The organism is Williamsia sp. R60 (assembly GCF_054063855.1).
Window position 1 is genome coordinate 644,152 of record NZ_JBSSGR010000003.1, and the last position, 25,061, is coordinate 669,212.

Consider the following 25,061-nt stretch of genomic DNA (forward strand, 5'->3'; position numbering starts at 1 on the left):
TAGCTGACTCGGAGCCCTGCGCTCCGAAAACCACGCCGAGCGCGGTACCCCTGTGCCGCCGACGCCCGAGTTGACGCCAGAAGGGGAGGCCCCGTGACGCCGTTGTTCCGGTTGGGAGATCACGGCTCGGCTGTGGCCGAAATTCGTGGCATTCTCACGGGACAAGGTCTGCTGAACGACGCCCCGTCACCGTCCGGCCGGCTGGTCGATCCGAACGGCTGGGCGCAACCCGAAGCCGTCTTCGACCTCGCAACCGACCATGCGGTCCGGGCGTTCCAGCAGCAACGCGGCCTGATCGTCGACGGTGTTGTCGGGCCCGCGACGTTCCGGGCCCTCCGCGAGGCCTCTTACCGCCTGGGTGCGCGAGTGCTCTCGTACCAACTCTCCGCTCCCATGCACGGCGACGACGTCGCCACTCTGCAGGCGCGCCTGCAAAACCTCGGTTACTACACCGGCTTGGTCGACGGGTTCTTCGGTGCGGACACCTACAACGCGCTGTGCAGCTACCAGTCCGAGTTCGGACTCAGTTCAGACGGTATCTGTGGGCCCGCGACCCTTCGTTCGCTTGAGCTACTGGGTACCCGTGTCACCGGTGGATCACCGCACGCGATCCGCGAAGAAGAACACGTCCGCCGACTCGGCCCCCAGCTGTCCGGCAAACGGATCGTCATCGACCCGGGTTCCGGCGGATCGCACCCCGGCACCGACCCGGCCACGGCAAAGATCGAAGAAGAGATCCTGTGGGACCTCGCCCGCAGGCTCGAAGGCAGAATGATCGCTGCCGGCATGGAGACCTTCTTCTCGCGCGCGCAAGGCGAGGACCCCACCGATGAGGAGCGCGCCGAGACCGCCAACGCGATCGGTGCCGATCTACTTCTCGCGCTACGGTGCGCCCACTATCCGAACGACCGCGCCAGTGGCGTCGCGACGTTCTATTTCGGTACGCCGCACGGCTCTTCGTCCACCATCGGCCGATCGCTCGCCGGGTTCATCCAGCGTGAGATCGTCGCCCGCACCCATCTGCGCGACTGCCGGTGGCACGAGCGCACGTGGGACATCATGCGACGAACACGAATGCCCGCCGTGCAGCTCGACGTCGGCTACATCAGCAACCTCCACGATGCGACCGAGCTGAGTGACCCGGCAGTGCGCGACATCATCGCCGAGGCCATCTTGGTCGCCGTGAAGCGGTTGTACCTTCTGGGGCGCGATGATCAGCCGACCGGCACATACACTTTCGCCGAGTTGCTCGCCTCTGAAGAACTCGCCCGCTGACCACCCGCCGGTAACCGCATCTGGCGGTTGAACCGTCGAGTTCGCCTCTACTGCCCGGCCCGCCGTCGCAGTCGGGTCTTCTGGCCGACCCAGGTCTTCTGGCCGACTGGCACTGCCGTCCGCTCGCGACCCGCAACGTCGATGGCTGCCATCACGACAAGCTTCTCGAGCGCGCTCTCCACGCCGGCTTTCCAGCCGAGATCGTCATCGAGTTCCAAACGCAGTCGCGGGTACCGGTGATGAGCCGACACCACGTCGAACCCTGCCCCTTTGAGGAAGTGCGCGTCGATCATGCAATGCGGACAGATCGATTCCTGATCGGGTTCCTCCACCGATGTGGTGTGCGCCGACCGAACGATTCCGAACGACTCGATTGCCCGGACGCCACGACGGGTGAGATCGCCGACAACGGCGGTGGCCAATTCGTCGGCCGCGCCATCAAAGCCCGGGTCGACCCAGAGCGAGGTCAGGATCACTGCGTCAGCCGACACCGGGGAAGTGGGGAACATCAACGAACGCGGCACGCTGCGTGGGGGACCGTAGAAGGCCGCCCCGACCACTTTGCCGGTATGGGTGTTGATCGCGAGTTGACCGCACGTGCCCCACTCGAGGAGCATCATCGACACCCAGGCTTCTTTGTCGAACTCGCTGTCGAACTCTCCGCCGCCTGGATTCGCGGGAATGAGCTCTGGGTCCATCTCCCAGAAGACACACCGACGAGTGTGCGTGGACAGTGACTCGAACCCGTCCATGGTGAGCGGCGTTATCGTTACCGACACGGCCCCGCCGCCTCCTGAACACACTCAATTGGAACGAATTCTGCCCTGAACGCTTTCCAGTTTAAGTGATGATCGGTGATCGATTGAGATGAGCCGCCCAGATTCCGAAAGACCATGTGCAACAGCGTGTTCCACGTTCTCCGAGCACCCCGTGACGGGACTACGTCACAGTGACGTTTCATCCCGATACTGGGGTACTCGGAAATTCGCGGCTCAAAACTCATCTTTGCGCGATGATCTCCACGAGTCGTTCGAGGTCGCCGACGGACCCGAATTCGACAGTGATCTTGCCTTTGCGCTTGCCCATCGCGACCGTCACGCGCGTATCCAACTTGTCAGACAGGCGCTCGGCGACGTCTTGGAGACCGGGCATCTGCATCGGTTTGCGTTTCTGTTGAGCTGGAGCAGCGGGTCCATCGCCTCGGTTGGCAAGATGCACCGCTTCTTCGGTGGCTCGCACCGACATACCTTCGGCCACGATTCGTGCGGCGAGTGCTTCCTGTGCGGCTGAATCCGCTTCGAGGGCGAGTAGCGCACGTGCGTGTCCGGCCGACAGAACGCCGGCTGCAACACGTCGTTGCACGGGAATCGGCAGCCGCAGCAGACGGATCATGTTCGTGACCACAGGCCGCGACCGACCGAGACGAGTTGCCAGCTCCTCGTGGGTCACCCCGAACTCCTCGAGCAGCTGCTGGTACGCGGCCGCTTCTTCCAACGGGTTGAGCTGGACCCGGTGGATGTTCTCCAGGAGCGCGTCGCGCAACATGTCGCCATCGGCGGTCTCGCGAACGATCGCGGGAATCGTCTCGAGTCCGGCTTCCTGACTCGCTCGCCAGCGGCGCTCGCCCATGACGAGTTGGTACTCGGCACCGCCATCTGGTTCCGCCAGACGACGTACGACGATGGGCTGCATCAACCCGAATTCGCGGATCGAGTGCACCAGTTCGGCGAGCGCTTCTTCGTCGAACGCCGTACGCGGCTGTTGCGGGTTCGGCTGAATCAGAGCCGGCGGGATCTCGCGGTAGATGGCCCCCACCGTGTCATCCACACCACGTGGATCCGTCACGGTCGGGGGAGTGGGCACCGGAGAGGTGGCGGATTCCGAAGAAATGGTGGATTCCTTCGCCGGACCGAACACGGCGTCGGACGCCGCGGAACCCATCCGGGGGCCCTCGGTGGGCCCGGTCGGGATGAGTGCCGCCAGTCCTCGACCGAGGCCGCCCTTGCGCTGTGGTGCCTTTGGCTTGCCGCCCGCGGTCTTGGCCGGAGTTTTCGAAGGGCCGATGGCCTGATCTGACTCGGACACTACCGGTTCTCCTCTTCTCGATCTGACCGCAACGCCAACTCGCGGCCCGCATCCAAATAGCTCATGGCTCCACGTGAACCCGGGTCGTACTCGATGATCGTGGTGCCGTAGCCCGGCGCTTCAGAGACCTTGACGCTGCGTGGAATGACCGTGTTGAGCACACGGTCACCGAAATGCTCACGCACGCTCTCGGCGACCTGGTCGGCCAGCTTCGTGCGGCCGTCGTACATCGTCAGCACCACGGTGGACACGTGGAGGTTCGGATTGAGGTGCGCCTGGACAAGATTGATGTTCGACAACAGCTGGCTCACACCCTCGAGGGCGTAGTACTCACACTGAATCGGGATCATCACTTCTCGCGCCGCAACCATCGCGTTGATGGTCAGCAGTCCCAACGACGGCGGGCAGTCGATCAGCACGAAGTCGAAGTCGTACCGGTCGAGAGTTTCTTGATCGAGTGCGTTCCGCAGCCGGTTCTCGCGCGCGACCATCGACACCAGTTCGATCTCGGCGCCGGCCAGATCCAGTGTCGCCGGCACACAGAACAGCCGCTCGTTCGACGAGCTCTGGACGATCGTGTCGGCAAAACTCACTTCACCGATCAGGAGTTCGTACACGGACGGGATCCCCGACCGGTGGTCGACGCCGAGGGCTGTACTCGCGTTGCCTTGAGGGTCAAGGTCGATCACGAGGACGCGAAGCTGATGAACCGCCAGTGCCGCCGCCATGTTCACGGCGGTGGTCGTCTTGCCCACTCCGCCCTTTTGATTGGCGATCGTGATGATCCGGGTGTGCTTGGGCCGGGGGAGTGCACCCGAGCCTCCGGGGGTCAATACGCGGCTGGCTCGTTCAGCAGCAGCCGCAATCGGGGTGTCCAGCGGGGACTCCTTGCGGAAAGTAGATGTGGTCTCGTACGCGCTGGTTTCACGTGAAACTGTTTCACGTGAAACGTGCGATTCGTTGGACACGCTTGGGCTCCTTCGGCTACGCCTGCTGAACATTCTGCGCTCTGTCACCGACGACCACCAACCCGCGCGCCAGAGACGACTGTCGTGGGGGTCGGGAGTAGTCCGGTCCCGCACACTTCGACCCGGAGTCTGGCGAGACCGATGCGGTTCAGGGTGCCTTGGTGGGTTGCGATTTCGTCGGCAGCGGAGGATCCCTTCACAGCCAAGAGTCGGCCGCCTGGACGGAGCAGGGGAGTGCTCCACTTCCCGAGACGATCCAGCGGGGCGACGGCGCGCGATGTCGCCACGTCGGAATCGCCCACCACCTTGCGTACCGACTTCTCTTCGGCCCGTCCGCGCACAACCTTCACGTCCAGTTCCAGTGCTTCAACAACCTCGTCGAGGAATGTGGACCGGCGCAGCAGCGGTTCTACGAGGGTCACTCGAAGCGACGGTTTGGCAATCGCAATAGCGATGCCGGGCAGACCCGCGCCACTGCCGATGTCGACCACTGTCTCCCCATCGGCGATCAGCTGTGCAACCACAGCGCAGTTCAGAATGTGGCGCACCCAGAGACGATCGACCTCGCGAGGCCCGATCAGTCCACGTTCAACCCCGGCGTTAGCCAGCATGTCCCAGTAGGCCTCTGCCTTACCCAGTTGGTCGCCGAACACCGTTGCTGCCGCTCGCTGCAACTGCTCGCCGTTCTCGGCAGAAAATTCTGCGGTCACCCGCGCCTCCGTTTCACGTGAAACAACTTCCTCACACATCCTCTCGCGCCACCTACACACCGGCCAAACGACATCGGTGTAATTCAGACCGGAGAAAGCAGTGGGCCCCCGGCGAATCCGCCGGGGGCCCACTTTCTAGGTTTCGATCAGGACTTCAGGACAACAACCCGACGATTGGGTTCAGCCCCTTCGCTCTCGGAGTAGACGCCACTGACAGCGGCGACCGCGTCGTGAACGATCTTGCGCTCGAACGGAGACATCGGATCGAGCGTCTCGCGCTCGCCGGTCTCCAGCACGCGCTCAGCGACTTCACCACCGAGCCGGGCCAGCCGCTCCCGACGATCAGCCCGCCACCGTGCGACATCAAGCATGAGGCGGCTCCGGTCGCCCGTGGTGCGCTGCACCGCCAGGCGGGTCAACTCCTGCAACGCGTCGAGAATCTCGCCGTTCTTTCCGACGAGCTTCACCAGATCCGCTCCGCCGTCGATGCTCACCACTGCACGGTCACCGTCTACGTCGAGATCGATGTCGCCATCGAAGTCGAGAACATCAAGCAACTGCTCGAGGTAGTCGCCCGCGATCTCGCCCTCTTCGACCAAACGCTCTTCGTCGGTCATGTCTGGATCTCTGGTGGTGTCTTCATCGGACACCGACTCTTCCGACACGGGCTCCTCGGACACATGGTCCTCGGACGCCGGCTGATCGACCAGATCGTCGACAGCAACGTCCTTCGTCTCTGCACTCATCGAACTACCCTCGCTTTGCACTCTTTCGGGAACCGACCGCTCATGGGTCAGCGCCTCTTTTTACGACGTTGTTGGTTGCCACCGCGTTGACCGCCTGGCCCTGAGGCCGGCCGTCCGGACGCCGGCTTCTTTGCACCGTTTGATCCAGGGGAGCCGCCGACCTTCGGAGTACCGCCCTTGGGTGAACCGCTGTTGGTCTTGTCCGCACCCGAAGCGGTCGCACCGTTGGACGAGGTCTTCGACAGGTCCACCTCATCGTCAGTCGACGCGCCCTTCGACATGTTCACGGCTGCGTCTTTGCCGCCTGCGGCGTCGGTCTTCGACTTGCCTGCCGGCTTCGCACCGGGCTTCGGCTTGGACGACACTGCCGGCTTCGCACCGGGCTTGGGTGCGTTGTTCGACCGCTTCTCGAGCTTGGCAGCCTTTTCGGCTTCCTCTTCCTTCTCGATGTTGCCGAACACAACGTGCTGCTGAACGTAGGTCCACAAGTTGTTCGACACCCAGTACAGAAGGATGGCGACCGGGAAGAATGCGCCCGACACCAGGATGCCCAGCGGGAAGACATACAGCGCGAGGTTGTTCATGATGCGCGTCTGCGGGTTCTCCATCGCCGCCGCGCTCTGGCGGGCGACGGACGCACGAGAGTTCATGTGCGTCGCAATGGAGGAGATGATCACCAGTGGAATCACCAAGATGATGATGTTCAGACGGGTGAAGTCGATGGACCCGTCAGCGCTGAACGCCACCCATTCCGAGGTGGGCTGAATGATGTAGGACGAGAGCGGCACACCGAACAACCGAGCGTCGAGGAAGTTCTGAACCTGGTCGACGTTGAAGATGTAGTTGCCGTACGACCGTGTCTCCTCGGCCGTCATGCCCAGCTGGCCGAAGCCCGTGCCCATCCGGTTGAACGAACGCAGCACGTGGAACAGACCGATGAACACCGGGATCTGCGCCAACATCGGCAGACATCCGAGCAGCGGATTGAACCCGTGCTCCTTCTGGAGTTTTTGCATCTCCTCGGTCATCTTGACCCGGTCTTTGCCGTACTTCTTGCGGATCGCCTGCATCTGCGGCTGGATCTCTTGCATCTTCCGCGTGGTGCGGATCTGCTTCACAAACGGCTTGTAGAGGATCGCGCGCAAGGTGAAGACAAGGAAGACAACCGACAGGGCCCAGGCGATGCCGGAGCCGCCGGGGGAGTCGGGGAGAACATGGCTGAACAGCCAGTACCACACCCACATGATCGCCGAGACCGGCCAATAGATGAAATCGAGCACGTCGTCAGTTCCTCACTGTTACAGCAGATTCCGGCTCACAGGCCGAGGGTTCATCAGGCTTGGGTTCCGTCGGCGACGACATGTGGCCGCGCCGCTCGGGAATCGGGTCGTAACCCGGCTTGTGCCAGGGACCGCATTTGAGCAGCCGGACCACCGACAGCCAGCCGCCGTACAGCACCCCGTACTCGGTGAGCGCCTCAACCGCATACGTACTGCAGGAGGGCTCGAACCGGCACGTCGGCATCCGCATGGGGGAGATCCACGTGCGGTACAGCTCGATCAAGAAGATGACGGCGCGTCGCGGCCAGGTCCGCACGCTCATACCTGAGCGGACTTCCTGATCGGACGACACCGACTGAGACATCACACGGTCGATTCGAGACGACGCTCGGCTTTGGCAACGGCCGCCGTGAGCTGTCGTTCCAGTTCCGGTTCGGGGCACGTGGCGCTACCGGGTAGCGCACGCACGACCACCATCGTGCTCGGGTCGCATCGATCCACCAGAGGACGTGCAGCTGCACGAAGCCGCCGGGCAACCGCATGACGAACCACCGAATTGCCCACCGACTTGCCGACGATCAAACCGATCCGTGGACCACCGTGGGTGACGAAGTCAGGAGACTCGGGTACGAGCACGTGCGCGACCACATCACGCCGACCAACCCGCACCCCATTTTTCAGAGTGCGGGTGAAGTCCGATCGCCGGGTGATCCGGTTAGGTGGGGCCAACACGTGTGTTGCGGCCGGCTGCGCGGGCTGCGGTACCGTGTCGGCTCAGGCCGTCAGGCTCGAGCGTCCCTTGCGACGACGGGTGTTGACGATCGCGCGACCCGCACGGGTACGCATACGCAACCGGAATCCGTGCACGCGCGCACGACGACGGTTGTTCGGCTGAAAGGTCCGCTTGCCCTTGGCCACGGTGAAACTCCTCGTGTGACGGGCTCGCGTCCATGATTGAGCCCAGCTTGTTAATAGGTGGTCTGGTCGCTACCCCGATGCTTCGGCTCCCGAACCACTCGCGAGTGGTTCACCTCAGCCGGAATCGACGTTCGGCGACCGTTCGAGACTACTGACTCGCCAACGGCCGGTCAAACCGCCTCCGTACCACGAAGCGTGCCGCGACCTGCGGTATCGGCGGACGACACGCCTCGATCGGCCAGATTCTTGCCTTTACCTGCAACATGTGGTGATCAGTTGTGAGCCCCGGCCAATCTCTGTTAACTTCACCCAAGCTATCCACCCGGGGCGGAATCGCGACAACCCTTTCTGGGGTTCGCTGTGTCTCGCTGTTCCTCCACACCTGTGGATAACGGTGTGGACAATTGGTGACGAACCACAAAGAGGGATGACCATGCCAGCCGATTCGGATCACGATTCGTTCAGTGTGATCTGGCGCAAGGTGGTCACCGAACTCAACGACGACACATCTCCCGGTAGCTACCCCCTCTCCAAACAGCAGAAGGCGTGGCTCTCGCTCGTCCGCCCGCTGACACTCGCCGAAGGCTTCGCGCTCCTCACCGTGCCGACCCCCCGGGTCCAGGAACAGATCGAACGCGGTTTACGGGAACCGATCGTTTCCGCCCTCAGTCGTCACCTCGGCCATTCGGTGGATCTCGCGGTGCGCATCGATCCGATCGCAGCCGACGCCTACGAGCCCGATCCTCCCACCGAGCCCGAGTCGGTCGCGGCAAATGGCCGGCCTCACCGCATAGACGACATCGGGGGTGGCCCCCGGATGAACGGGGACTCCCGCATCGACGCCGGACCACGGCTCGACGGGGATTCCCGCAACGTCCATTCGATGGCATCGCCGCCGCCGGAGACCTTCGCCGACCGCGACCGCGACATCAACGGGGGCGCCGGTGGAGACTGGCCGAGTTACTTCAACACCGACTCCGGTTCGAGGCGCCACGTCGACTCGTCGCGGAGCAGCACGTCGGGCAATTCCAGCGGCGACTCCAGTCTGAACTCCAAGTACACCTTCGAGACGTTTGTCATCGGTGCCTCGAACCGCTTTGCGCACGCTGCGGCCGTTGCCATCTCCGAGGCACCTGCCCGGGCCTACAACCCGCTGTTCATCTGGGGAGAATCCGGCCTCGGAAAAACCCACCTGCTCCACGCAGCGGGCCACTACGCACAGCGGCTGTTCCCGGGCATGCGGGTGAAGTACGTGTCGACCGAAGAGTTCACCAACGACTTCATCAACTCCCTTCGCGACGACAGGCGAGTGGCGTTCAAGCGCCGCTACCGTGACATGGACGTGTTGCTCGTCGACGACATCCAGTTCCTCGAGGGCAAAGAAGGCATCCAGGAAGAGTTCTTCCACACCTTCAACACCCTGCACAACGCGAACAAGCAGATCGTGGTGTCGTCCGATCGGCCTCCGAAACAGCTTGCAACACTTGAAGATCGGCTACGAACCCGGTTCGAGTGGGGTCTCATCACAGACGTCCAGCCACCCGAGCTGGAAACCCGCATCGCCATCCTGCGCAAGAAAGCGCAGATGGACGACATCCGCGTGCCCGACGACGTCCTCGAGCTCATCGCGTCGAAGATCGAGCGCAACATCCGCGAACTCGAAGGTGCGCTGATCCGCGTCACCGCTTTCGCGTCGCTCAACCACTCAGAACTCGACACCGCCCTGGCCGATGTGGTGCTGCAAGCGCTGTTGCCCGATTCGGCCAGCCTGGAGATCACCGCGGCGACCATCCTCGCGGTCAATGCCGAGTACTTCGACATCAGCATCGAAGAGCTGCGTGGGCCCGGCAAGACCCGCTCGATCGCCCAGGCACGGCAGATCGCGATGTATCTCTGTCGCGAACTCACCGACCTGTCGCTGCCGAAGATCGGCGAGACATTCGACCGAGATCACACCACGGTGATGTACGCGGACAAAAAGATTCGCAAAGAGATGACCGAGCGTCGGCGCGTGTACGACCAGGTGCAGGAACTCACCGCCAGGATCAAACAGCGTTCACGCCGCTGACGCCTGCCGTCGCACACCCTTCTGTTCTTCTCCCGGGCGCCGTTCTTCTGCCGTGCGCCCAGAGCGCTTCTGCGTGGCCCGGTGCTGCGTCCTGGCTGACACCTGCGTCTTGACTCACCCTCCTGGATCACAATGCGTCGCTGATACCCGCCTCCACGCCGACGCCGCGGACCCCCGGAGACCATGCCTCGGGCAACCACATCCCACCCGGTATCCCCGCCGAAAACGACAACTCTCGACCACTCCCGCAGACTTTTCAGACTTGTCATCCCATTCCCTGGTGATCTGCGCGACTCGATCTGCCTGTGTACAAGCCCGTGGATAACTACCGAAATCTGTGGATAGACAGTGGACCGTTCCCGCGGCGCCGGGTTGTGTTCACATGTACTTCAACTTCACGCGACATCGGCCAACGTTTTGCCCCCAGGCCCACAGACCGGCCACCAGCCAACAAGACCTGTCATCCACAGATTTCACAGGACCTATTACTAAGAAGAATTTCTCTCTTAACAAGACTCTTTAAAAGAAGGTGTGTGCACAACCCTCGTCCACAGGTCTCACAAGACCTCCGGGGACGTCGGGGCGAGCGCACCCCATCGGCACCGAATACTTGTCATCCGCTTTAGAGTGGAGACCCTGAACGCCTGCGCTCGGAGGAGTTCACCGCCCGCCGGCGACCTCTTGCGCAGTGGAACGATCAACCAGAAGGAAACTGAAGACGATGAAGTTTCGGGTGACTCGCGACGAGTTCGCAGATTCGGTCGCGTGGGTTGCACGCAGCCTGCCCAGCCGCCCACCGGTTCCGGTCCTCGGCGGTGTGTTGCTGACCGTGACCGACACCGGACTGTCCGTCTCGGGTTTCGACTTCGAGGTCTCGGCACAGGTGAACGTCTCAGCCGAGGTCGCCGACGAAGGTCAGGTCCTGGTGTCGGGCAAGTTGTTGGCCGACATCACGCGCGCCCTCCCTGCCAAGCCCGTCGATGTGCAACTCGACGGGACCCGCGTCGCGATCGTCTGCGGTAGCGCGAAGTTCTCGTTGCCGACGATGCCGGTGGAGGACTACCCGCAGCTTCCCGAGGTGCCCGACAACACCGGGTCCATCCCGGCCGATGTCTTCGCCGAGGCGATCACCCAGGTTGCGGTGGCCGCCGGCCGCGACGACACCTTGCCGATGCTCACCGGTATCCGCCTGGAGATCGACAACGAGACCGTGGTGCTCGCCGCGACCGACCGTTTCCGGCTGGCAGTTCGCGAACTCACCTGGAAACCGGAAGTCGCGGGCACCACGTCCGCTGTGCTGGTCCCGGCGAAGACACTCGCCGAAGCGGCTCGCACAGCCGGATCCGACGGAACCTCGGCCGTCGGCCTGGCCTTTGGATCGGGCGGGAGCATCGGTGCGGACGGTCTGCTCGGCATCCTGGGATCTGGCCGTCGCACCACCACCCGCCTGCTCGATGCGGAGTTCCCGAAGTTCCGTCAGCTGCTGCCCCCCACCCACACATCGGTGGCCAACATCGAGATCGCACCGCTGACCGAGGCCATCAAGCGTGTGGCCCTGGTCGCCGAGCGCGGTGCGCAGGTGCGGCTCGAGTTCGGTGAGGACACCGTGCTGCTCACCGCCGGCGGCGACGATGCAGGTCGCGCCGAGGAACAGCTGGATGTGAAGTTCTACGGCGACCCACTGACCATCGCGTTCAACCCGGGTTATCTGCTCGACGGGCTCACGTCGCTGCATTCGTCCACCGTCGACTTCGGGTTCACCACACCGTCGAGGCCGGCTGTGTTGCGGCCGGGTGCCGACACCGAGCCGGTCACCGACGAGAACGGCGCGTACGCCGCACCCAACAGCGAGTACACCTACCTGCTGATGCCGGTTCGACTGCCGGGCTGATCTGCCGACGACACCGCGCCAGATGACCAGGTCGGCCGGAAAGGTCAGCGCACCGAGCCACACTGACCGAGAATGAGTGCGGTGACCAGCGACTGACGCAGGTTGCCCGAGCGTTGATCCGACTCGAATCGATTCGCGGCCATCTGACCGCGAGGACCGTGACTGGCAAAGGACTGGTGAGACCATGCAGCTGGGTTTGGTGGGATTGGGAAAGATGGGCGGGTTCATGCGGACCCGGGTCAAGAACGCCGGAATCGAGGTCATCGGATACGACCCACGCCCAGAGGTCACCGATGTCGCATCGCTTGCCGAACTCGCCTCCGCGCTCGACGCCCCGAGGATCATCTGGGTGATGGTGCCCTCTGGTGAACCCACGCGGTCCACCGTCCGGACGCTCTCGGACATCCTATCGCCCGGCGATCTTGTCATCGATGGCGGCAACTCCAAGTACACCGATGACGCGATCAACGCAGAGCTGTTGAGCACCAAGGGAATTCGTTACGTCGACTGCGGAGTGTCCGGCGGTATCTGGGGCTTGGAGAACGGATACGGCCTGATGTGCGGCGGCGCCAAAGAGGACGTCGAACGCGCCATGCCGATCTTCGACGCGCTACGCCCGCCCGGTGAGCGGGCCGACGGATTTGTCCACGCCGGACAGGTCGGCGCCGGCCACTACGCCAAGATGGTGCACAACGGCATCGAATACGGACTGATGCACGCCTACGGCGAGGGCTACGAGATCCTCGACGCCGAACCCCTCATCGAAGACGTCACCGGCACCCTGCGGGCCTGGACAAACGGCACCGTCGTGCGATCGTGGCTCCTCGAACTGCTGGTCAAGGCACTGCAAGAAGATCCCGGCCTGGCCGAGATCTCCGACTACACCACCGATTCCGGCGAGGGCCGGTGGACGGTCGAAGAAGCCATCAGGCATTCGGTACCCGCCAACGTCATCTCCGCGGCCCTCTTTGCACGCTTCGCCTCACGCCAGGAAGGCGGCTCGCCCGCTCTCAAGGCCGTGTCGGCATTGCGCAACCAGTTCGGCGGACACTCGGTGGTTCCGAAGTCGTCGGGCGACTGACCGGGAGTTGATCTGAGCAGGTGTACGTCCGCAATCTGTCGCTGCGCGATTTCCGTTCCTGGGATGAGGTCTCCATCGAACTCAGCCCGGGCACAACACTTTTCGTGGGGAGAAACGGATTCGGCAAGACCAACCTGCTCGAGGCGCTCTACTATGTCGCCGGCTTGCGGTCGCACCGGGTGAGTACTGATCAGCCACTGATCCGTACCGGGGCAGACCAGGCCCGGGTCACCGCGACGGTGGAGAACGACGGCCGCGAACTGACGGTGGATCTGGTGATCGGCGGAGCTCGCAGCAACAAGGCCGCCATCAACGGTGCCCCGTGCCGCAGGCCACGCGATGTGCTGGGGATCCTGCGCGCGGTGATGTTCGCGCCCGAAGACCTGTCGCTGGTGCGCGGAGATCCGGGGGAACGACGTCGGTTCGTCGATGAACTGGTCGCCATGCGTGGCCCTCGGTGGGCCGCGGCCAAGTCCGACTACGACCGGGTGTTGCGTCAGCGGGCCGCACTGCTCAAGACGGCGGCGGCCGCCCTACGTAGGGGTGGCAGCGACGCCGAGTCGGTGATCAGCACCTTGGACGTGTGGGACGCCCAGCTCGCCGCCTACGGCGCCCAGGTGAGCGCCGCACGGATCGATTTGGTGAAAGAACTGGAACCCCATGTGGCACAGGCATATTCGACGATCGCGCCGCATTCTCGGCCGGCGAACATGCGTTACCGATCGTCGGCGTCGATCGATGTGATTCCGGCGCATGGGGAGAAGGCCGATGTGGACTACATCGAAGCGGCCCTGCTCAGCGACCTCGCGGCGCTGCGTCAGAAAGAGATAGACCGCGGTGTGACGCTGGTCGGGCCTCACCGAGACGACGTCGATCTCTTGCTCGGCACCGAACCGGCGAAGGGTTTCGCCAGTCACGGCGAGTCGTGGTCGATGGCCCTGTCATTGCGTCTGGGCTCTGTCGAGTTGGTGCGTGCCGACGGCGTCGAACCGGTACTGATGCTCGATGACGTGTTCGCCGAACTCGATGCCAAGCGCCGCGAGAAACTCGCCGACGTCGCGGCCGGGGCCGAGCAGGTCCTCATCACCGCGGCGGTCGCCGACGACATCCCCTCTCAGATCGGCGGCAGGACCGTCGCGGTGAATATCATCGAGTCGGCAGGCGTTCGAACGTCGGAATTGGTGGTCGGGTGATGACCGAGGAACCCAGCAAGGGGCAAGAGCCGGGTACAGGAAACGAGTCCGGAGGCGGCGGCAGGTCCGAGGGCAGCGGCTACGACATGGCGCGCAAAGCACTCGAAGACGCCCGGGCCGCTGCTCGCGCGGCCGGTAAATCCGTCGGTCAGGGCCGTGCGTCTCCTGGCAGACGGACAGCTGCACCGCGCAAAACCACCCGTAGATCGTGGACCGGTGCCCACCCCGACCCCTACGACCCGCAACCTCTCGGTCGTGTCGCCGGGGGTCTGGCAGGCCGTCGCGGATGGAACGCCAAGCTCAGTGAAGGCACCGTATTCGGTGCCTGGGACCGGATCGTCGGTGCCGAGATCGCGGCGCACGCGCAGCCCAAAGCATTGCGCGACAAGGTTTTACACGTCACGGCCGAGTCGACTGCTTGGGCCACCCAACTGCGGCTGATCCAGAGCCAGATCCTTGCCAAGATCGCGGCCTCGGCCGGCCACGGGGTTGTCACGAGCCTTCGGATCACCGGCCCGCAGAGCCCGTCCTGGCGCAAAGGCGAACGTCACGTCCGTGGCCGAGGACCCCGCGACACCTACGGCTAGACACGGATTTGGCGAACCGGCCACGAATCCCGTCAGAACGTGGACGACGTACCCGCTGTGTCGGTCGGACTAGGTCTCATCCGAGAAAATCCGTCTGAGGACAAGTCAGGGGTGTTGCAGGGCCATTCCTTGTCGCCTTACCCAGTAGTATGTAGAGAGTTGCCCCGAACCGGGGTAGACCGCCGCATGGGAACCCCGGGAGCAGAACAGCGATGGCTGCCGGGCGCATACCGCGTGGTGTGACTCAATGGCGATGTAAGGAGCGGACGCACTCGTGGCCGACAGCACCGAACCCCAGAATTTGGAACAGCCGGAACAGCCGGAACCGACCAAGAAGGCCCCGGCCAAGAAAAAGGGCAGCGACTACGGTGCGGATTCGATCAGCATCCTCGAAGGCCTCGAGGCGGTTCGCAAGCGTCCCGGTATGTACATCGGTTCCACCGGTGCGCGCGGCCTGCACCATCTGATCTGGGAGGTCGTCGACAACTCGGTCGATGAGGCCATGGCGGGCTACGCCTCGCGGGTCGACGTCACCCTTCGCGCCGATGGCGCGGTGCAGGTGGTCGACGACGGCCGCGGGATCCCGACCGGTATGCACAAGACGGGCATCCCGACCGTCGAGGTTGTCATGACACAGCTGCACGCAGGCGGAAAGTTCGACTCCGACTCGTATGCGGTGTCCGGTGGTCTGCACGGCGTCGGCATCTCCGTGGTCAACGCGCTGTCGAAGACGGTCGAGCTGGAGATCAACCACGCCGGCTTCTCGTGGGAGCAGACCTACACCAATGCAGTTCCGGGGCCTCTCAAGAAGGGTGCGCCCACCAAGAAGACCGGCACAACCGTCAGATACTGGGCCGACGAGAAGATCTTCGAGACCACCACCTACGACTTCGACACCATCGCGCGCCGCCTGCAGGAAATGGCCTTTCTCAACAAAGGCCTGACCATCACCCTCACCGATGAGCGGCCGGCGACCATCGAGGTCGGCGACGCAGACGACGTCGACGTGGCAGAGGCACCCAAGTCCGAAGACGAACTGGCCGAGGAAGCCGCCAACACCGAGCTCGCCGACGAAGCCGTCGTCGACGCCGAGGGCAAGCCGGAGAACTCGAAGAAGAAGAGCCGTACCCGGATCTACCACTACCCGGGTGGTCTCGAGGACTTCGTCCGTCACCTGAACAACCGCAAGACCGCCATCCACAACTCCGTGCTCAGCTTCACGGCCAAGGGCACAGGCCACGAACTCGAGGTGGCCATGCAGTGGAACAGCGGATACGCCGAGTCGGTGCACACCTTCGCCAACACCATCAACACGCACGAGGGTGGCACCCATGAGGAAGGTTTCCGTTCCGCGCTGACGGCGACCGTCAACAAGTACGCCACCGAGAAGAAGCTGGTGAAAGACAAGGGCGACAAGCTCACCGGCGAAGACATCCGTGAGGGCCTGGCCGCTGTCATCTCGGTCAAGGTCGCCGACCCGCAGTTCGAGGGTCAGACCAAGACCAAACTCGGCAACACCGAGGTCAAGAGCTTTGTGCAGAAGGTGAGCAACGAGAACCTGGCGCACTGGTTCGAGTCCAACCCTGCCGAGGCGAAGATCATCATCCGCAAGGCAGTGGAGTCGGCGAACGCCCGGCTGGCCGCGCGCAAAGCGCGAGAGTTGGTGCGCCGCAAGAGCGCCAACGACATCGGTGGGTTGCCGGGCAAGCTCGCGGACTGCCGCAGCAAGGACCCGAGCAAGTGCGAGGTCTACATCGTGGAGGGCGACTCGGCCGGCGGCAGCGCCAAGTCGGGACGCGACTCGATGTACCAGGCGATCCTGCCGATCCGCGGAAAGATCATCAACGTCGAAAAGGCCCGTATCGACCGTGTTCTCAAGAACACCGAGGTGCAGTCGATCATCACCGCCTTCGGTACCGGTATCCACGACGAGTTCGACATCAGCAAACTGCGGTACCACAAAATCGTGCTGATGGCCGACGCGGACGTTGACGGACAACACATCTCGACCTTGTTGATGACGTTGCTGTTCCGTTTCATGCGACCACTGGTGGAGCACGGTCACGTGTACCTCGCTCAGCCGCCGCTGTACAAGCTCAAGTGGCAGAAGGGTGCACCGCCGGAGTTCGCGTACTCCGACCGTGAGCGCGATGGTCTGCTCGAGGCCGGCGCCCAGGCCGGCAAGAAGATCAACAAGGACGACGGCATCCAGCGGTACAAGGGTCTCGGCGAGATGAATGCCAAGGAGTTGTGGGAGACCACGATGGACCCCTCGGTGCGTGTCCTGCGTCAGGTGACGCTCGATGATGCCGCCGCCGCCGACGAACTGTTCAGTGTGCTGATGGGGGAGGACGTGGTGGCCCGGCGGAGCTTCATCGCCCGCAACGCCAAAGACGTTCGCTTCCTGGACGTCTGACGGACTCCGCTTCCATCTGCTTCGACCTGACACGACGAAAGTGAACTGATGACCGACACCTTGCCACCGGACAGTGGCGCCGGAGACCGCGTCGAGCCGGTAGACATCCAGCAGGAGATGCAGCGCAGCTACATCGATTACGCGATGAGCGTCATCGTCGGCCGCGCGCTGCCCGAGGTCCGAGACGGACTCAAGCCGGTGCACCGCCGACTGCTCTACGCGATGAACGACGCCGGGTTCCGGCCCGACCGCAGTTACGTCAAGTCGGCCAAGCCGGTCGCCGAGACCATGGGTAACTACCACCCGCACGGCGACACCGCGATCTACGACGCGCTGGTGCGATTGGCGCAGCCGTGGTCGATGCGATATCCGCTGGTCGACGGCCAGGGCAACTTCGGTTCCCGCGGCAACGACGGCGCGGCCGCGATGCGGTACACCGAGGCCCGGTTGACGCCGCTCGCCATGGAGATGTTGCGTGACATCGGCGAGGAGACAGTCGATTTCACTCCCAACTACGACGGCAAGACCCAGGAACCGACGGTCCTGCCCTCACGTGTACCGAACCTGTTGATCAACGGGTCGAGCGGCATCGCGGTGGGTATGGCCACCAACATCCCGCCGCACAACCTCGGTGAGGTGGCCGATGCCATCTTCTGGGCGCTCGACAACTACGAGGCCGACGAGGAGAGCACCCTCGAGGCCTGCATGGAACGCATCAAGGGACCCGACTTCCCAACCGCCGGACTGATTGTCGGCGGCCAGGGCATCCGCGACGCGTACACCACCGGCCGGGGCAGCATCCGTATGCGAGGCGTGGTGCGGATCGAGGAGAACAAGGGTGCCACCACCCTCGTCATCACCGAGCTGCCGTACCAGGTGAACCCCGACAACATGATCCTGTCGATCGCCGAACAGGTGAACGAGGGAAAACTCAAGGGCATCAGCAGGATCGACGACGAGTCGTCGGACCGTGTCGGCATGCAGATCGTGGTCACCCTGCGTCGCGACGCCGTGGCCAAGGTGGTGCTGAACAACCTCTACAAGCACAGCCAGCTGCAGACCAGTTTCGGCGTGAACATGCTCTCGATCGTGGACGGTGTTCCGCGAACGTTGCGCCTGGACAAGATGATCCGCCTGTATGTCGAGCATCAGATCGACGTCATCATCCGGCGCACCCGCTACCGGCTGCGTAAGGCCGAAGAGCGGGCCCACATCCTGCGCGGTCTGGTCAAAGCCCTTGACGCGCTTGACGAGGTCATCGCGCTGATCCGCCGGTCCCAGACCGTCGACCTGGCGCGTACCGGTTTGATCGAGCTGCTCGACGTCGACGAGATCCAGGCCGACGCCATCCTGGCGATGCAGCTGCGCAGGCTCGCGGCTCTGGAACGACAGAAGATCGTCGACGAGTTGGCGGAGATCGAGATCGAGATCGCCGACTACAAGGACATCCTCGCCAAGCCGGAGCGCCAGCGCGCCATCGTGCGCGACGAGCTGGCCGAGATCGTCGAGAAGTTCGCCGACGAGCGACGCACGAAAATCATTGCGGCAGACGGGGATGTGTCCGACGAGGACCTCATCGCCCGCGAAGACGTGGTGGTCACCATCACCGAAACCGGCTATGCCAAGAGGACGAAGACCGATCTCTACCGCAGCCAGAAGCGCGGCGGTAAAGGTGTGCAGGGTGCCGGTCTCAAGCAGGACGACATCGTCCGGCACTTCTTCGTGTGCTCCACCCACGACTGGATCCTGTTCTTCACCACCAAGGGCCGGGTATACCGGGCGAAGGCGTACGAACTGCCGGAGGCCAACCGCACCGCCCGTGGCCAGCACGTCGCCAACCTGCTGGCATTCCAGCCCGAGGAGCGCATCGCCCAGGTCATCCAGATCAAGAGTTACGAGGATGCGCCCTACCTGGTGCTCGCGACCCTCAACGGACTGGTGAAGAAGTCGCGTTTGGTGGACTTCGACTCCAATCGCTCCGGCGGCATCTTCGCGATCAACCTGCGCGGTGAGGACGAGTTGGTGGGCGCACAGTTGTGCAGCGCCGACGACGACCTGCTGCTCGTGTCGACGAAGGGACAGTCGATCCGCTTCTCGGCCACCGACGACGTGTTGCGTCCGATGGGGCGGCAGACCTCTGGTGTCCAGGGCATGCGATTCAACGACGATGACCAGTTGTTGTCGCTGAATGTGGTCCGCGAGGACACCTACCTGTTGGTCGCGACATCGGGTGGCTACGCCAAGCGCACCGCGATGAGCGATTACCCCGTGCAGGGTCGCGGCGGCAAGGGCGTCCTGACGATCCAGTACGACAAACGCCGCGGCGCGTTGGTGGGCGCAGTGATCGTCGACGACGACAGTGAGCTCTATGCGATCACCTCCGGGGGCGGCGTCATCCGCACCGGTGCGCGGCAGGTTCGCAAGGCCGGACGCCAAACCAAGGGCGTCCGCCTGATGAACCTGGGCGAAGGAACTACGCTCTTGGCTATTGCCCGCAATGCCGACGAGCCGGATGAACCGGCTGACACGCAGAACGGGCCGGCCGGCAAGAAGTAGCTGAGGCGAACGCAAAGGAACGCATGAGCACAACTGACGAGCCCAACGAACCCAAGGTCGCGGGCGAACCGAACCGCACCAGTGGGCCGCCGAAAGGTCCGCAGGGATCGTCGGGCAGCGGTGGTGAGCAGGACACGACGGCCTCCGCCGCGGCGAACTCCTCGGCCAACGGCGCACGTCCTTCGGTGTCAGTGCAGGATCAGGCGCCGCGGCCGGACGCCGGTCAGGGTCAGGCCCCGGCCCAGGGTCGGCCTCCCGGCAACGGGACCGGTCCCGGTGGCGTGCCTCCTTGGCAGCGTGCCGGCTCGCAAGGCGGCCAGGGGCAGCCCACCGGCCCCGGGCAGCCGTCGGCATCGGCAACCGGTCCACAGCCGCAGATCAAGCAGCCGCCCCAGCAGCCACCGCAGCAGGGGTCGGGCCGGGGTCCTGCCGGCCCACCTCCGGGTCGGCAGCCCGGTCCGGGTGCTCCGGCACCGACGGCCAAGCGCCCGGTGATCACCGGCACCGCAGCGCCCAAGTTGCCGGGCTCGGAGACCGACTCGACCAGTAGGTCTTCGCTGTCGAAGCCGATCGACGGCCCGACCCGCAACATCGACCGGCGCGACCTTCCTCAGGAAGATCTGCCCGACCTCGATGCCATCCATCATCCGGAGGCCTCGCAGCCGGCCAATCGCTCGTTCGAGGCGATGCCTTCACCGAGTGCCATGGGTGCGTTGCGCGCTGCTGTCCAGATCCGTCGGATCGACCCCTGGTCGGCGTTCAAGGTGTCTGCGGTCCTGTCTGTCGCCTCGTTCTTCATCTGGATGATCGCGGTGGGTGTGCTGTATCTCATCCTCGACGGCATGGGCGTCTGGGACCAGCTGAACAACTCCTTCGGCACGCTGGTGTCCAGTGACACCACCGCGGAATCCTCGTTCGAGATCAGCGCCGGAGGTGTGTTCGGTATCGCGGCTCTGATCGGTGCGGTCAACGTCGTGCTGTTCACCGCTCTGGCCACCGTCGGATCGTTCATCTACAACCTGTCGTCCGACCTCGTGGGTGGTGTGGAGGTAACCCTCGCCGACCGCGACTGAGGGGCTTTTGACCAGCCGTTTTGTCGCGGGGGCACGCAGTCGGGTAATCTCTGACTTCGGTTCACGGGCCTATAGCTCAGGCGGTTAGAGCGCTTCGCTGATAACGAAGAGGTCGGAGGTTCAAGTCCTCCTAGGCCCACTGTGACGACGAATCGAACCAAGGGACCACCACCCAAGGGAATGAGCGGATGAAGGCAGTTGCAGTAGCGATCGCCGCAGTCGCACTCGTCGTCGCGGGCCTGCTCACGGAATCTCGGCGCAACATCGAGGTGTGGCATGGTCTACCCGAAGGTCAGAGAGATCTGACAGCCGGTTGATCCGGCAAACGGGGCCTTAGCTCAGTTGGTAGAGCGCTGCCTTTGCAAGGCAGATGTCAGGAGTTCGAATCTCCTAGGCTCCACAAAGTACGAACTGCACCACCCTGATCCGGCTGTCAGGCCCCCGAGGTGGCGAACGCGATCAAAGCCCGTAAGAGTGGCTGTATGGATTTGCGAATATTTGTCGAACCCCAGCAAGGTGCAACCTACGACGACCAGCTTGCAGTCGCGAGAACCGCGGAGGCAGGCGGATTCGGGGCGTTCTTCCGTTCCGACCACTACCTGGCCATGAACGTCGAGGGTCTACCGGGCCCGACCGATGCGTGGACCACCCTGGCCGGGCTCGCCCGCGAGACCAGCACCATCCGCCTGGGCACGCTCGTGTCCTCGGCAACGTTCCGCCATCCGGGCCCGCTCGCGGTCACCGTCGCCCAGGTGGATCAGATGTCGGGCGGTCGCGTGGACTTCGGGCTCGGCGCCGGTTGGTATGCCGCCGAACACGAGGCCTACGCGATTCCGTTCCCGGATCTTCGCGAACGGTTCGACCGACTCACCGAGCAGCTCGCCGTCATCTCCGGATTGTGGACCACACCGGTCGGGGAGAAGTTCTCGTATTCGGGAGATCACTACACCGTGACCGACTCTCCGGCACTGCCCAAGCCCGTTCAGTCGCCCGCACCACCGATCGTCATCGGTGGTGCCGGGAAGAAGCGCTCAGCAGCACTGGCGGCGCAGTACGCCGCGGAGTTCAACGTGCCGTTTGCACCCGTCGAGGACGTCGAGGCGGCGTTCGGACGAGTCCGGGCCGCCTGTACCGACCGGGGCCGCCCGACCGACGACCTGACGTACTCAGCGGCGCTGGTGGTGTGCGCCGGACGTTCCGACGCCGAGCTGAACCGCCGAGCCGACAACATCGGGCGCGGGCTCGACGATCTGCGCCGAGATGGTCTGGCGGGATCACCGGACGAGATCGTGGACAAGATCGGCACCTACGCGGCGATCGGCGCCACAAGGATCTACTTACAGGTGCTCGACATGTCCGACCTCGAGCACGTCGAGTTCATCGCCGAGACGGTGATCCCGCAACTCTGATCTCGCAGCGCTTTGACCGTGTGAGCGTCGCTAGTAGCCGAAGTCCCGACGTCGGCGTGATTCGATCTCACGCCGGCGCCGGAGTTCGGCTAGATCGAGGTGTCCGGTGTCGTCGTAATCCACGTCGTCACCACCAGTTTGGCCGGACCAGATGCGGATCCCGCCGAGGACAAGCGGGAAGACGATGAACACCAGCCAGGCATTGGGCACGCCGAACACCACCTGCAGCAGAAGAAAGAGCAGCAGGGTGCCCCCACCGGCGAACAGGTTGAGGGTCTGGATCAGCTTCTTGCCCGGCGCGCGCTGGACACTGTTGTTGCGAGGTGCCTGGGCAGGGGAAGAACTACGGGCAAGGGCAGGCGCGGACGATCCTGAGCCGAACGGGGTGGGTTCAGGTAGATCGCCGAAGAGCTTGTCGAGCTCGGAGCGGGTGTGCGCGGCCGCGGCCAGCTGAACGCGTTCTTCGTACTCGGTGTGGTCGAGTCGACCACTGGTGAAATGCTCACCGAGTGCGTCGAGGGCGCGACCCCGCTCATCGTTGCCGATCCGGATGTCGCGGGTCTTGTCATCGTCCATGCAGCAATTCGATCACGCGCCGGCGGTCCGTGCTCTGTGGTTGGAAGGCTCCGTGGTGGAGTGGCTCAGTTGCCTTGGCCGACGATGTACAGATAACCGGCGAGAACCAAGATGCCCGCTGCCAGATAGAGATAACCGACCCACAGGGCGGCGACCGCGAACGGCATACCTTGCTCGCCGGTCCGCCGGATCTGTGACCGCGCAACGTGGCCGCAGACGATCCCGATCAACGAGGTGACCCCCAGCACCGACAAGATCAACGCGACGATGGCGGTGACATTGGTCTTGTTGGTTCGCGACGCGGGCGCAGGACTCATCTCGGCTCCGGACTCCTGATCTGCTGGGTGGTCGCCCTGCGGACCGTCATAACGGGTTTCTGCCGGATCAGACGTCTGCGAATAGGCACTGCTCAACGGCGCGGGTGAGGCACCGAGACCAGCCGCAGGGCCGCTCAGTGGTGCCGGAGAGGAGGGAGGCGGCTGACGTCGCCGAGGATCTTCTCGTGGGCGGTCGACCGGGCCGGGATTGAAAGGCGGAGGTCCGCTGGGACCAGGCCGTGGGGCATAACCACGACCCGGCTCGGGCGGAAGGCCACCTTGCGGGGCCGGAGCCTGAGGGGGGCCGGGCCGGTAACCCGGCGGTGGGCCTTCGGCAGGCCCGGTGCGCGGTTGCCATGCCGGGATGGGCTCGCCATGGCGGCGTCGGTTGCCCTCGCCGTTCTCAACACTCACCCGTCACACCGTACCTGCCGCAGCGACCTCAACTGTCGCACCAACTTCAATTGGCGGATTGCCCGTTGGTGGATTGACCGGCGGGGTCGACGGACTCGGCTTCGGTCTCGACAACCGGCACGTCGGCCAGACGCGGGGGAGCAGCGGCCACCGATGGCGGTTGCGGACGCGTGCGACGACTGATCGCGAAGGCGGCCGCACCTGCACCCACCAGCGCTGCCACGATCAGGGCGATCCTGAGGCGACGACGAGAAGGCGACCTCGTGGTCACCAGCTGGTTGGGGAGTACATCGACGAGCCCGGCGCGTTCGAGGGCGTCGACGACGGTGGGGTTGCTGACCGTCACAGGGAGCACGTCGGCGGCCCGGTCGCGGTACGCAGCGGTGAGTTCGCGAGCCTCGGCGGCGAGCTCGGACTCCTTCGAACGCGCCTGGGCCGCGACCTTCTTGGCGCCGGCGAGTGCGACATTGCCGGCCCCTCGGGTGGCAGCGGACGCACCGAGCAGCGACTTGCGCGCGCCGGCGACGCTCAACCCGGCGGACCCACGGGTGAGGTTCGACAACCCGGCCAGGGTCTGCCGACCGCCGAGCTTCACCCGCTGCCCGGCGCTGCGGGCAGCGGCACGTTGACGGACCGCTTTCAGTTCGGATTCGAGTTTGCTCATGAAACCTCCTCGGTGAAACCAGCTCGGACTCTTGACCACCCTAGTGCGCGCAGCGGGGTCAGGGGTTCACCCGGTGGGAAGCCCGGAGACCGACCGCGGGACGGTCTCGGCCGACCAGTCGGCGGCACACGTCCACCAGACGCGTATTCGATTCCTGCGACAGCTTTTTGAGCAGATCGAATGCCTGCACGGCGTCGAGGTCGTACCGTTCCATGATCATGCCCTTCGCCTGGCCGATGAGGTCGCGCGATGCGAGCGCATTCTCGAACTCCGCGTGCCGGCGAGTGGCATACAGGGCTACGGCGGCGTGGCCGGCGTGCAGCAGACCGATGTCCTCGGAACGACCGGTGAAGGCGAATGCCTTGTCTGCGTAGAGGTTCAGAGCGCCCGACGCCTCGCGATCGGTGTACAGCCGGAACGACATCGACGACCGGATCGGTGTTTCCGCCTCCAGCGCGGCAGCTGCGAAGGCAGGCCAGCGCCCGTCCCCGTGCAGATCGTCTATCCGGATGGTGTGCACGTCGCGAGCTGCGTCGACGCACGGACCTTCGCACAATTCGCCCTGCACCTGCTCGAACCGTTCGGCAGCACGCGAGGTCGCGGCTGTAGAGGTGACCTTCTTACGCTTGGTGACGACGGTGATGCCGGCGTGGTCGGCACCGGGAACATGACGTACCGCGCTGTTGGTGAGGCCGTGGAGAACGGACTCGATGCTGTCGGGCAGACGGGTCCGAATCTCTTCTGCGAGTAGCTCGGTCACCGTTCGCAGATCGCTGTCGATGTCCCTCATCGCGTGATTCCTCCCCGGCACAGATCCGACACCCGGCTCACGTC

24 protein-coding genes and 2 tRNA genes are annotated in these 25,061 nt (G+C 64.2%); 13 read left to right on the forward strand and 13 right to left on the reverse strand.

The genetic code is table 11. The features are described 5' to 3' along the window. Positions 1–93: 93 nt before the first annotated feature. Positions 94–1,275: an N-acetylmuramoyl-L-alanine amidase gene (locus tag ACVWY6_RS16400; protein WP_457539454.1), complete on the forward strand. Its 1,182-nt coding sequence runs from the start codon at positions 94–96 to the stop codon at positions 1,273–1,275. 47 nt (positions 1,276–1,322) lie between these two features. Here the strand turns inward: ACVWY6_RS16400 and ACVWY6_RS16405 are convergent, their stop codons facing one another. The 9 genes from ACVWY6_RS16405 to rpmH form a co-directional block, all read right to left on the reverse strand. After that, the gene (locus tag ACVWY6_RS16405; RefSeq protein WP_457539456.1) at positions 1,323–2,054 is read right to left on the reverse strand and encodes a hypothetical protein; all 732 of its coding nucleotides are present in this window, start codon (positions 2,052–2,054) and stop codon (positions 1,323–1,325) included. Positions 2,055–2,274: 220 nt separating this feature from the next. Further along, positions 2,275–3,339 carry a ParB/RepB/Spo0J family partition protein gene (locus ACVWY6_RS16410; protein ID WP_051406305.1) on the reverse strand — a complete coding sequence of 355 codons (1,065 nt, stop codon included), beginning with the start codon at positions 3,337–3,339 and terminating at the stop codon, positions 2,275–2,277. Positions 3,340–3,359: 20 nt separating this feature from the next. Beyond that, positions 3,360–4,361 (reverse strand): ParA family protein, encoded by a 1,002-nt coding sequence (locus ACVWY6_RS16415; RefSeq protein ID WP_081906721.1) that lies wholly within the window; start codon positions 4,359–4,361, stop codon positions 3,360–3,362. 11 nt (positions 4,362–4,372) lie between these two features. Next, positions 4,373–4,939, reverse strand: a complete 567-nt coding sequence (rsmG, locus tag ACVWY6_RS16420; RefSeq protein WP_457540184.1) for a 16S rRNA (guanine(527)-N(7))-methyltransferase RsmG — start codon at positions 4,937–4,939, stop codon at positions 4,373–4,375. 245 nt (positions 4,940–5,184) lie between these two features. Beyond that, a complete protein-coding gene (locus ACVWY6_RS16425; RefSeq protein WP_457539457.1) occupies positions 5,185–5,784 on the reverse strand; it encodes a Jag family protein in 600 nt (199 codons plus the stop codon). A gap of 47 nt (positions 5,785–5,831) precedes the next feature. Further along, positions 5,832–7,064: a membrane protein insertase YidC gene (yidC, locus tag ACVWY6_RS16430; protein WP_457539459.1), complete on the reverse strand. Its 1,233-nt coding sequence runs from the start codon at positions 7,062–7,064 to the stop codon at positions 5,832–5,834. A 4-nt stretch (positions 7,065–7,068) separates the two neighbouring features. Next, complete coding sequence (yidD, locus tag ACVWY6_RS16435) at positions 7,069–7,386, reverse strand: membrane protein insertion efficiency factor YidD (RefSeq protein ID WP_400722463.1); 318 nt, start codon at positions 7,384–7,386, stop codon at positions 7,069–7,071. A 41-nt stretch (positions 7,387–7,427) separates the two neighbouring features. Next, a complete protein-coding gene (rnpA, locus tag ACVWY6_RS16440; protein WP_341476862.1) occupies positions 7,428–7,796 on the reverse strand; it encodes a ribonuclease P protein component in 369 nt (122 codons plus the stop codon). 42 nt (positions 7,797–7,838) lie between these two features. Then, a complete protein-coding gene (rpmH, locus tag ACVWY6_RS16445; protein WP_081729590.1) occupies positions 7,839–7,982 on the reverse strand; it encodes a 50S ribosomal protein L34 in 144 nt (47 codons plus the stop codon). Positions 7,983–8,415: 433 nt separating this feature from the next. Here rpmH and dnaA point away from each other — a divergent pair, with 433 nt between their 5' ends. The 12 genes from dnaA (at position 8,416) to ACVWY6_RS16505 (ending at position 22,256) form a co-directional block, all read left to right on the forward strand. Beyond that, on the forward strand, positions 8,416–10,050 hold the full coding sequence (dnaA, locus tag ACVWY6_RS16450; protein ID WP_116916462.1) for a chromosomal replication initiator protein DnaA: 1,635 nt from the start codon (positions 8,416–8,418) through the stop codon (positions 10,048–10,050). Between the two features lie 721 nt (positions 10,051–10,771). Continuing rightward, entirely contained in the window at positions 10,772–11,941 is a 1,170-nt protein-coding gene (dnaN, locus tag ACVWY6_RS16455) for a DNA polymerase III subunit beta (protein ID WP_457539463.1), read from the forward strand. A gap of 184 nt (positions 11,942–12,125) precedes the next feature. Continuing rightward, the gene (gene gnd, locus ACVWY6_RS16460; RefSeq protein ID WP_116916346.1) at positions 12,126–13,022 is read left to right on the forward strand and encodes a phosphogluconate dehydrogenase (NAD(+)-dependent, decarboxylating); all 897 of its coding nucleotides are present in this window, start codon (positions 12,126–12,128) and stop codon (positions 13,020–13,022) included. 20 nt (positions 13,023–13,042) lie between these two features. Further along, the gene (gene recF / locus ACVWY6_RS16465; protein WP_457539465.1) at positions 13,043–14,215 is read left to right on the forward strand and encodes a DNA replication/repair protein RecF; all 1,173 of its coding nucleotides are present in this window, start codon (positions 13,043–13,045) and stop codon (positions 14,213–14,215) included. Further along, complete coding sequence (locus ACVWY6_RS16470; RefSeq protein WP_023954148.1) at positions 14,215–14,802, forward strand: DUF721 family protein; 588 nt, start codon at positions 14,215–14,217, stop codon at positions 14,800–14,802. The genes recF and ACVWY6_RS16470 overlap by 1 nt, the downstream gene beginning before the upstream one ends. Positions 14,803–15,103: 301 nt before the next feature. Continuing rightward, entirely contained in the window at positions 15,104–17,218 is a 2,115-nt protein-coding gene (gene gyrB, locus ACVWY6_RS16475) for a DNA topoisomerase (ATP-hydrolyzing) subunit B (protein ID WP_457540185.1), read from the forward strand. Between the two features lie 48 nt (positions 17,219–17,266). Continuing rightward, positions 17,267–19,774, forward strand: a complete 2,508-nt coding sequence (gene gyrA / locus ACVWY6_RS16480) for a DNA gyrase subunit A (RefSeq protein WP_023954152.1) — start codon at positions 17,267–17,269, stop codon at positions 19,772–19,774. Positions 19,775–19,797: 23 nt separating this feature from the next. After that, entirely contained in the window at positions 19,798–20,847 is a 1,050-nt protein-coding gene (locus ACVWY6_RS16485; RefSeq protein WP_457539467.1) for a DUF3566 domain-containing protein, read from the forward strand. Positions 20,848–20,912: 65 nt separating this feature from the next. Next, positions 20,913–20,986, forward strand: a tRNA-Ile gene (locus tag ACVWY6_RS16490). 49 nt (positions 20,987–21,035) lie between these two features. Then, the gene (locus ACVWY6_RS16495) at positions 21,036–21,164 is read left to right on the forward strand and encodes a hypothetical protein (protein ID WP_023959051.1); all 129 of its coding nucleotides are present in this window, start codon (positions 21,036–21,038) and stop codon (positions 21,162–21,164) included. A 10-nt stretch (positions 21,165–21,174) separates the two neighbouring features. Next, positions 21,175–21,247 (forward strand) — tRNA-Ala (locus tag ACVWY6_RS16500). Between the two features lie 82 nt (positions 21,248–21,329). Next, positions 21,330–22,256 (forward strand): LLM class F420-dependent oxidoreductase, encoded by a 927-nt coding sequence (locus ACVWY6_RS16505; RefSeq protein ID WP_457539469.1) that lies wholly within the window; start codon positions 21,330–21,332, stop codon positions 22,254–22,256. A gap of 30 nt (positions 22,257–22,286) precedes the next feature. Here the strand turns inward: ACVWY6_RS16505 and ACVWY6_RS16510 are convergent, their stop codons facing one another. The 4 genes from ACVWY6_RS16510 to ACVWY6_RS16525 all read right to left on the reverse strand — a co-directional run bounded on the left by ACVWY6_RS16510 (position 22,287) and on the right by ACVWY6_RS16525 (position 25,017). Further along, complete coding sequence (locus ACVWY6_RS16510; protein WP_457539470.1) at positions 22,287–22,832, reverse strand: DUF1707 SHOCT-like domain-containing protein; 546 nt, start codon at positions 22,830–22,832, stop codon at positions 22,287–22,289. A gap of 65 nt (positions 22,833–22,897) precedes the next feature. Then, positions 22,898–23,149 (reverse strand): DUF4190 domain-containing protein, encoded by a 252-nt coding sequence (locus ACVWY6_RS16515; protein WP_051406550.1) that lies wholly within the window; start codon positions 23,147–23,149, stop codon positions 22,898–22,900. A gap of 460 nt (positions 23,150–23,609) precedes the next feature. After that, entirely contained in the window at positions 23,610–24,227 is a 618-nt protein-coding gene (locus tag ACVWY6_RS16520; protein WP_023959058.1) for a hypothetical protein, read from the reverse strand. 58 nt (positions 24,228–24,285) lie between these two features. After that, positions 24,286–25,017, reverse strand: a complete 732-nt coding sequence (locus ACVWY6_RS16525; protein ID WP_457539473.1) for a GAF and ANTAR domain-containing protein — start codon at positions 25,015–25,017, stop codon at positions 24,286–24,288. Positions 25,018–25,061 lie beyond the last annotated feature (44 nt).